Source organism: Kitasatospora sp. NPDC059747 (assembly GCF_042732955.1).
In the GTDB taxonomy this organism is placed as follows: domain Bacteria; phylum Actinomycetota; class Actinomycetes; order Streptomycetales; family Streptomycetaceae; genus Kitasatospora.
Window position 1 is genome coordinate 55,258 of record NZ_JBHWGV010000036.1, and the last position, 1,982, is coordinate 57,239.

General features: G+C 76.1%; 1 protein-coding gene. It reads left to right on the top strand.

All coding sequences use genetic code 11. The annotated features are described in order from the left end of the window. The first annotated feature begins 141 nt into the window (after window positions 1–141). Window positions 142–1,935, top strand: a complete 1,794-nt coding sequence (locus ACFV4G_RS18115; RefSeq protein WP_380441393.1) for an ATP-binding protein — start codon at window positions 142–144, stop codon at window positions 1,933–1,935. The last annotated feature ends 47 nt before the right edge of the window (window positions 1,936–1,982 follow it).

The following is a 1,982-nucleotide window of genomic DNA, read 5'->3' on the forward strand; positions in this document are numbered from 1 at the left end:
CTCTCGCCCCCCCCCGCCCCGCGGGGGGCCCCGTGTGTCGGGGGGGGGGGGGGCGGGCGAGCGCCCCCCCCCCCCTCCGGGCGTTCGCCGGGCGAGATATCCCCTCGGCCCGCCGCCACCGCCTATGGCATGCTCGCCTCCATGCAGCAGATGTCGGTCAGTCCCGTCTTCGTCGGCCGCGGCACCGAGATCACCGCGCTGGCCGACGCGCTGCGCCGGGCCGGCACCGGCAGCCCGCAGACCGTCCTGGTCGGCGGCGAGGCCGGCGTCGGCAAGACGCGCCTGCTGGAGGAGTTCCTGGACCGCGCCGGCCACGGCGGGGGAGTGGTCACCACCCTGGGCGGCTGTCTGGAGATCGGCGCCGAGGGCCTCCCGTACGCACCGATCGCGGGCGCCCTGCGCCGGCTGCACCGCACGCTCGGCCCCGAACTGGAGGCCGCGGCCGCCGGCAGCGAGGGCCATCTCGCCCGCCTGCTGCCCGAGTTCGGCGACGGCGACGGCGAACCGAACGACGAGTACGGCCGGGCCCGGCTGTTCGAGCACACCGCGAGGCTGATCGAACGGCTCGGCGCGGACCGTACCCTCGTCATCGCCGTCGAGGACCTGCACTGGTCCGACCGCTCCACCCGCGAGCTCCTCGCCTACCTGGTCCGCACCCTGCACCGCGCCCGCGTGCTGCTGGTCGCCACCTACCGCTCCGACGACCTGCACCGGCGCCACCCGCTGCGCCCCTTCCTCGCCGAGCTCGACCGGCTGCGCACCGTCCAGCGGCTGGAGCTGGCGCGGTTCCGCCGCGGCGAGGTCGCCGCCCAGCTGGCCGGCATCCTCGGCACCGCCGCGCCCGACCGGCAGCTGGTGGACCGGATCCACCGCCGCTCCGAGGGCAACCCCTTCTTCGTCGAGGAGCTCGCCACCGCCTTCGAGGACGGCTGCGGGGCCGGCCTCACCGACTCGCTGCGTGACATCCTGCTGGTCCGGGTGGAGAGCCTGGACGAGGAGGCCCAGAAGGTGGTGCGGATCGCCGCGGAGGGCGGCTCGCACGTCGAGCACGCCCTGCTCGCCGCCGTCCTGGCCGACCTGATGGCCGACGAGGAGGAGCTGATCGGCGCCCTGCGCACGGCCGTCGGCGCCAACATCCTGCGCCTGGACAGCGACGGCGAGGGCTACCGCTTCCGGCACGCGCTGGTCCGCGAAGCCGTCTCGGACGACCTCCTGCCCGGCGAACGGCACCGGATCAACCGCAAGTTCGCGCTCGCCGTCGAGGCCGAGCCGCACCTCGTGCCCGCTGATGCCCTGCCCGCCCGGCTCGCCAACTACTGGTACCACGCGCACGATCCGGCCCGCGCCCTGCCGACCGCCCTGGACGCCGCCCGGGCCGCCCGGCGCCGCAACGCCTTCGCCGAGCAGCTGCGCATGCTCGAACGCGCCCTCGAACTGTGGGACATGGTCTCCGAGGACGTCCTCGCGCACACCCTGCGCCCGTACGACTGGGCCGAGACCTACCCGCCCGGCTCCTGCGACGTCCGTCCCCAGGACGAGGACTGCGACCGGATCCAGCTGATCGACGTGCTCGCCGAGGCCGTCGTCGCCGCCCGGCGCAGCGGCGACCGCGAGCGCGGGCTCAGCCTGGCCAAGCGGGCGCTCAAGCTGGTCGACGAGACGGTGGACCCGCTGCGCGCGGCCTGGTTCCGGATCAACCGGGCCCGCATGCTCGGCCACCTGCGGCGCTCGGGCGACGACGAGGAGATCGCGTACGCGCACCGGCTGGTCGACCACCTGCCGCCGTCCGCGGTGCAGGCCGAGGTGTTCGCGCTCGGCGCCGGCGTCGCGATGCTCAAGGACCCGGGGCCCGAGCACATCGAGCTCGCCGAGCGGGCGATCCGGATCGCCCGCGAGGTCGGCGCGCCCGCCGGCGAGCCGCCCGCCCGGATGTAGCGCGCCGGCCGGCGCGGCGACCGGGCGGGGGACGCCGAGTCCGGGCG